This is a genomic window from Winogradskyella undariae (assembly GCF_013285155.1).
Classification (GTDB): Bacteria; Bacteroidota; Bacteroidia; order Flavobacteriales; family Flavobacteriaceae; genus Winogradskyella; species Winogradskyella undariae.
Window position 1 is genome coordinate 21,396 of record NZ_JABTEL010000020.1, and the last position, 6,487, is coordinate 27,882.

Annotated in this window: 7 protein-coding genes; all 7 read left to right on the forward strand. The window is 31.7% G+C overall.

Annotated elements, in window-relative coordinates; translation table 11 throughout:
• Positions 1-280 precede the first annotated feature (280 nt).
• Positions 281-805, forward strand: a complete 525-nt coding sequence (locus HSX10_RS17345; protein ID WP_173589518.1) for a hypothetical protein — start codon at positions 281-283, stop codon at positions 803-805.
• 342 nt (positions 806-1,147) lie between these two features.
• Positions 1,148-2,143: a glycoside hydrolase family 26 protein gene (locus HSX10_RS17350; protein WP_254453267.1), complete on the forward strand. Its 996-nt coding sequence runs from the start codon at positions 1,148-1,150 to the stop codon at positions 2,141-2,143.
• 191 nt (positions 2,144-2,334) lie between these two features.
• Positions 2,335-3,201 (forward strand): TraB/GumN family protein, encoded by an 867-nt coding sequence (locus HSX10_RS17355; RefSeq protein WP_173589520.1) that lies wholly within the window; start codon positions 2,335-2,337, stop codon positions 3,199-3,201.
• Positions 3,202-3,211: 10 nt separating this feature from the next.
• The gene (locus tag HSX10_RS17360) at positions 3,212-3,715 is read left to right on the forward strand and encodes an RNA polymerase sigma factor (RefSeq protein ID WP_173589521.1); all 504 of its coding nucleotides are present in this window, start codon (positions 3,212-3,214) and stop codon (positions 3,713-3,715) included.
• Positions 3,705-4,331 carry a hypothetical protein gene (locus HSX10_RS17365; protein WP_173589522.1) on the forward strand — a complete coding sequence of 209 codons (627 nt, stop codon included), beginning with the start codon at positions 3,705-3,707 and terminating at the stop codon, positions 4,329-4,331. The genes HSX10_RS17360 and HSX10_RS17365 overlap by 11 nt, the downstream gene beginning before the upstream one ends.
• Before the next feature lie 345 nt (positions 4,332-4,676).
• Positions 4,677-5,180: a hypothetical protein gene (locus HSX10_RS17370; RefSeq protein WP_173589523.1), complete on the forward strand. Its 504-nt coding sequence runs from the start codon at positions 4,677-4,679 to the stop codon at positions 5,178-5,180.
• Between the two features lie 353 nt (positions 5,181-5,533).
• The coding region (locus HSX10_RS17375) for a hypothetical protein (RefSeq protein WP_173589524.1) at positions 5,534-6,487 on the forward strand (954 nt) is incomplete at its 3' end.

Below are 6,487 nucleotides of genomic sequence, written 5' to 3' on the forward strand. Positions count from 1 at the left end.
TTGAATCGAATTAAAAATTAGCGTAATTCATATTATGAATAATGAATTACGTTAATTTTTATATTATCAAATTTATTATTTAAAAAAAAATTATGTTACAAATCGAATATTATTTGAGACAAATGCGAGCGCAGAAAAACGACACACAACAATATACTGTGGCAAAAAAAAATTAAAACACGCAGCACATCCTTTGGAAGAATAAACTAACAACATACAAAGTATATAATTTAGGAAAAATACTAGCCTACTCACAACGTCTTTAATCTTAGTAGCCGTTATGGCACTTTTTACAGCATGCTATGATGATGATATTGAAAGTAGCGATATGGATACTACAAGAGGAACAGACACCTATACCTGTATTTTGGTAGTGGACCAAACAGGGCAAGGTGCAGATATAATTAATCATAATGGTGACGAAATATTTAGTTGGGACTTTGATGCCGCAATAGGAAATGATGCCAGTCTACTTGATGACGGTAGTATGTTGGTATGTCTAAAAGTCTACGATGCTGCCATTACCTTTGAAGGGTATGGTGGTGTATTTCAAAAAATAAATGCCAACCAAACAACAGATTGGGAGGTAGCTTATAGCACCACCACGCAAACAGCCCATCATGATGTAGATTACTTATCTAATGGAAATATAATATTCCCGGTATGGGAACAACTTCTAGTAAGTGATATACGCTTATTGCAGAAGGTAGAGACGGCACCGTTTAGGAAGTTTCCGATAGCGGTGAAGTATTATGGAAATATGCCGGATACAATACCCTCCAGAGAGTCTAAACCATACCTGTAGATGACGAGGTGCTTTCTAATTTAGGAGTCGATTAAAAAAAACAAAGCACTTACAAAAAAATGACTATTACTTAAACTTAAGTAAAAGTCATTTTTTTTGTCATAGAAATCCAAATCCATACCAATCAGCACAAACCAGATACAACAACATCCAAAATCAAACTCTAATATCCTGTATAGTATAGAAGAACCATAGATAGTGTTCCTCATTAGACCACCGTAAATACTATAGGGATTAATGTGTTTCTAATACATTATGCCTAATTTTGATGTAAATTAAAAAAATATGACATCCAATAAGTTAATTTTTACACTACTATGTCTTTGTGCGACCTGCATAATAGTGGCACAAAAATTCGAACCAGAAGATGGTAAATGTTTAGTTTTTGTTGGACAAGATTTAGAGGCTACAGGAGGTTTAGAGGATTATAATAATGGGTACACAGATTATTTTGATACACCTGCTGGAGTAACCATATACACCAACTTAGCTCCTAATAATGAATCTTATGGACACTATAACAAAGGGTTAGACGGGATAAAAACAAAAGTAAATTGGGGTGCTGGTGATTCTTGGGCAAATCTTTATCTTCAAGATTCTACGTATCAAAATACTGCTTTAGCAATAGGGTTATCTATGGTTAATCATGAAAAAAGTGTTGCAAAAGGAAAACTTGACGACTTAATTAATGATCTAGCGGATTGGATTAAAGCGACTAAGCGTCCTGTTTTCCTAAGAATAGGCTATGAATTTGATGGTTGGGATTGGAATCATTATAACAAGAAACATTATCTTAAGGCGTGGCAAAGAATACATGCCATTCTCAAAGCTAAACAAGTAGATAATGTTGCTTTTGTCTGGCAATCTAAAGGCGCAGGTTCTAACCAAAAGGTGTTAGAAGAATGGTATCCTGGTGATGATTTAGTAGATTGGTGTGCATATTCATATTTTGGGCAACCAGATAAAGAAATGATTGTGTTTGCAAGGAAACATAAAAAGCCGGTATTTATTTCAGAAGCAACGCCTGTAAGGCAAATAGACAATTTATACTTTGATTCGGATCTAAAAAAAGTGAAACTCGAAAAAACAATATGGAAAGACTGGTTCATCCCTTTTTTCCAGACTATACAAGAAAATTCTGATGTAATAAAAGCCTTTAGTTATATAAATTCGGATTGGACGTCTCAGCCTATGTGGATTACTAATGCGACCTTTAATAAAGTAGACTCCCGAATTCAAGTTAGTCCATACGTATCCCAAAAATGGATTGAAGAAATAAAAAAATCAAAATACTTAAATGCTTCAGATGGATTGTGGAATACGAAAATAAAAAAATAGACATAGTTGAGCGTATATCCTGTTTAATTTAGGAGATATGGGCTATAAGATCTATTTTATAATGAGTTGTAGGTAATGTAAATTCCGAACAACGCACTCAACACTTTCCTTATATTAAAAAACACTTTTCATTTTTTTTGTAACAAATTTTTGTTTCCAATACTTACCTAGCGAATTAAAAAAACAAAATAATGAAACACCTTAAATCAATTATCGCAGTATTAGTATTTACATTAACTTTTAGTTTTTCTCAAGCTCAAAAAAAAATAAAATTAGAAAATTCTGTTTTGTGGAAAATAGAGCATTCAGAACTGAAAGAACCTTCTTATGTTTTAGGAACTTTACATGTGATGTGTAAAGACGACTTTGAAATTTCTAAAAAAATAACTCAAACTCTTCAGAATGTTGATGCATTAGTTTTAGAAATAAATTTATCTGATCCAAAAGAGATAAAAGCAATGCAAGAATTAATGAAAAATCCAAAGAAAATATCTCAGGAGCTATCTGAACAACAATTCGAAGAACTAGATACGCTTGTAACGAATGTAATGGGTGTACCTTTATCAAATTTTGACTCATATGGGCTATCTATTCTAAATACCATAATGATTCAAAAAATGCTACCCTGTAAAGAAATAAAATCTTTAGAAATGGAGCTTATGACATTAGCGACAGAAAAGCAAAAGTCAATTTATAGTTTAGAAAAGGTTGCAGAACAGATGGAAATAATGAGAACGGCTTATCCGGCAGACTTTGCGTTAAAACAAATACTGTTATTTGAATCTTATAAAAAAGATTTTGGTGAAGCCATAATCGCCTATAATAATGAAGATATTACAACTGCAGTAGATTTAGTTTCTAAAGATATTTATATGGACGAGAATGCCACAACTATTATGCAAATAAACCGAAATAAGAATTGGGTAGAAAAAATGCCAGAAATGATGACCGAAAGAAGTAATTTATTTGCTGTTGGCGCCGCTCATTTAACCCACGATTATGGCATAATTCATCTTTTAAGACAAAAAGGGTATACTGTGACACCAGTATTTAATTAGACGGAAATTTATGCAATTAACGGAACAAGAATTTTTAACTGCAATCAATACTCATAAAGGGATTCTTTATAAAGTATCTAGAATGTACTTTGATAATCCTGAAGACCAGCAAGATTTATTTCAAGAAATCATTCTGCAATTATGGAAATCGCTAAGGACATTTAAAGGGAATAGTGCCTTTTCTTCTTGGATGTACAGAGTGGCATTAAACACGGCAATTGTATACTTTAAAAAAGAAAAAAGAAAACCAGACAACTATAATTCTAAAAAAATTGATCCTATTGCACATGAAGATTATAATAATGAAAAAGACCAACAGTTAGCAAGTTTTTATAAAGCAGTAAAGGAATTAAATAAAATTGAAAAAGCATTAATTATTCAATTTATAGATGGTTTATCAGGTAAAGAAATAGCAGATAACCTAGGGCTCTCAGAAGTTAATGTTAGAGTAAAATTAAATCGAACAAAAAGTAAGTTACAAGACATAATAAAAAATCAAGGATATGAATTTTGAAAATATTAAACAAAAAATGAATTCCGAAAGTATGGATGGCAGTAAAATTCCAGTAAGTATGAAAGATATAGAAACTAGCAAGATGCCTATCCAAAAAGTAAGGAAGAGTATGAAAAGTGAAATTATCACACAACTCGTTTTAATTGTAATCTTTTTTGCCGTCCCAAGTTTTCTGGAAATGCATCGATTACCAAAAACTGTTTACTACATATTTATGTTCATAACCAGTCTTATTACTTTGGGGTATTTAGCAAAAATGAGTTGGTTTTTAACCAAATATATCAGTTTAAACAATAATAGTAAAGAAACTGTAGTAGCCTTTATTTATGACCTCAAATTAACACTAGAAGTATATAAGACCGCAATAATTTCAGGAAGCCTGTTACTTCCACTAGCTATGGCGAGCATATTTCTTGGTTCGGTAAAAATTGATGAGAAAGTATATAATGATTTAATCCTATTAAATATGGCAAATACAACACTTCTTCTTTATATTTTTGGATATATAGTAATAGCTATACTTATATATTTAATGACAGTATCTTGGTCAAATAAATTGTACGGTGTGCATATTAAAAATCTTGAAAAAATCTTGAAAGAATTTGATGTTGAATAATAAAACACCACCAACAACAAAGTACTGTGGTAAAAAACACGGTATATAAAAAATAGCAGTTAAGAGCTAAACCAAAAGTTTTGTTCTTAACTGCTACTTGTATTAAATCCGAAAAGCTACTGCATTTTAACTTGCTACTTCTCATATACGGAGACGTTAAACACCCCTACTCTATAAAATAAAAGGCCTAAAAAAGCCTTTGGTTATTTGTAAAAAAGGTATCTATTGTTTTAGAGCTTTAACTAACTGCTCTTTTAGAGGGTAATATGGCTTAAAAAGTGTTGTTTGCCTTTGGGTATTGAGGGGTAATTGCTATTATTGTTGTTGTATAACACGTTAGCCACAATGACCTGGACTTTTATCTTAATTGCATTTATTTTATACATCTCCCTTTTCATTTACAACAAACACTCTAAAAGAAAATTTAATAGTTGGCAAAAAAATAGTAAAGCGGAATTTGTAAATAATGTTCGTGAAAACTGGAAAGAAATCAGAATTAAAACAGATGACTGTATTGTTATAAACTTTGATACTAAAGTGAACAAAAATTCTCCGACCTATTCATTGACAAACGAAAATGAAACTCTTTACGAATGGATAGAGAGAGATCCAAAAAGGATTGACCTAATTGATTTGTCAAGAAGTAAAATCTTATGCAAATACAAACTTAATGGTAAAACAACAACGGAATTTTCTACAACTGTCGATATGGATAAAACTGTAGTAGAATTTAAGCTAAGAATGAGAGATTTTGTAAGTGTATATATTTCGGAGGAATTTGATAAGGAAAACTATTTTATTGATTTAGAGTTTTTAAATGAAGAAATTGATTTGACTAAATTTAAATAACTGTGGCTAACAAAGTACTGTGGTAAAAAACACGGTATATAAAAAATAGCAGTTAAGAGCTAAACTAAAAGTTTAGTTTTTTCTGCTACCTTTTTTTCTAAAAAAAAAAGTAAAGCATTTTTACTCTACAACTTTCCATACACAAAACCGTTAAACACCCCTACTCTATAAAATAAAAGGCCTAAAAAAGCCTTTGGTTATTTGTAAAAAAAGCATCTATTGTTTTAGAGCTTTAACTAGCTGCTCTTTTAGAGGGTAATATGGCTTAAAAAGTGTTGTTAGCCTTTGGGTATTGAGGGGTAATTGCTATTATTGTTGTTGTATAACACGTTGTAGATAATATTTAGCCTAAAATGAAGAAACATACTAATCAAATTATCGTATTACTATTTTTAATTTTTAATAACACATTATATTCTCAAAATATAGTTGACGACTGTTTTAATACAGTAACATCTGTAGCTTCTGGTGATTTTAATTCAAGTTCAGATTTAGCTAATATATTTAGCTCAGATGTCATTGAATGGGATGGAAATAATTGGATTGGTGGATATCCAGCCACTAATATTACAATTCCTCCACCATCAAATCAGATATCATGTAAAGCTATTTTTCTAGGTAATGGAACTACTTGGACAGCTGGTGGTGAATCTGTTGGGCTAAGGCTGGACGGTCCGCTTGTGGAGGGAACTACATACACATTTGATATTACGTATATTAGCCATGGTTTTGGCAGTAACGGTGTTTTTGAGCCTTCTTTTTATACAAACTCATCAGCTACATTAAGCAGTGCTACTTTAGTTGGTACTTTGATGCCTGTTGGCTTTGTTTGGGAAACAAATAGTTTTTCTTTTGTAGCTAGTTCAAGTCAAGATGGAGACACTTGGGTTATTTTAAAAACAGAAAGCTCTGGCACATCTGGTCTTATTAACTCTTTTTGTCAAAATTGTAATATCAACGTACCTAATTGTAGTGTTTCTGTAAATAGCGAAACGATTTGCGAAGGTTCTTCTGCAACTATTGCGGCTTCTTTATCTACACCAGGAAATTATACATTTCAATGGACTGTACCAACTGGTTTGCCTAATCCTGGTAATGTCAGTTCTTTTTCAACCGATATAGATGGTATCTATTCTGTTATAGTAACTAATGTTGATACTAATTGTAATGCAAACGCCTCTGGAGCCGTTTCTGTTAATCCTATTCCTATTGTCTCTGTAAATAGCGAATCGATTTGCGAAGGTTCTTCTGCAACTATTGCGGCTTCTTTATCTACACCAGGAAATTATACATTTCAATGGACTGTA

Excerpts from the sequence above, each read along its gene's own strand:
- HSX10_RS17370 (WP_173589523.1), top strand. The coding sequence starts at position 4,677 with ATGACCTGGACTTTTATCTTAATTGCATTTATTTTATACATCTCCCTT.
- HSX10_RS17345 (WP_173589518.1), top strand. The coding sequence starts at position 281 with ATGGCACTTTTTACAGCATGCTATGATGATGATATTGAAAGTAGCGAT.
- HSX10_RS17355 (WP_173589520.1), top strand. The coding sequence starts at position 2,335 with ATGAAACACCTTAAATCAATTATCGCAGTATTAGTATTTACATTAACT.
- HSX10_RS17360 (WP_173589521.1), top strand. The coding sequence starts at position 3,212 with ATGCAATTAACGGAACAAGAATTTTTAACTGCAATCAATACTCATAAA.
- HSX10_RS17365 (WP_173589522.1), top strand. The coding sequence starts at position 3,705 with ATGAATTTTGAAAATATTAAACAAAAAATGAATTCCGAAAGTATGGAT.